At 55.9% G+C, this 227-nt stretch carries 2 tRNA genes; both read left to right on the forward strand.

Features of this window, described 5'->3' with window-relative positions:
- A tRNA-Ala gene (locus GHO32_RS26390) sits at positions 1 to 76 on the forward strand.
- Positions 77 to 151: 75 nt separating this feature from the next.
- A tRNA-Glu gene (locus GHO32_RS26395) sits at positions 152 to 227 on the forward strand.

Below are 227 nucleotides of genomic sequence, written 5' to 3' on the forward strand. Positions count from 1 at the left end.
GGGGCTATAGCTCAGCTGGGAGAGCGCTTGCATGGCATGCAAGAGGTCAACGGTTCGATCCCGTTTAGCTCCACCAAATTTTAGGTTCACTGCCTGGCCACACCGGCATTGAATCGATCAGCACTCAGCGCTGATCAAATAGAAGGTTTTTGTCCCCTTCGTCTAGTGGCCTAGGACACCGCCCTTTCACGGCGGTAACAGGGGTTCGAGTCCCCTAGGGGACGCCA

Origin of the sequence: Pseudomonas sp. FSL R10-2189 (assembly GCF_009600325.1) — a bacterium.
In the GTDB taxonomy this organism is placed as follows: Bacteria; Pseudomonadota; Gammaproteobacteria; order Pseudomonadales; family Pseudomonadaceae; genus Aquipseudomonas; species Aquipseudomonas helleri.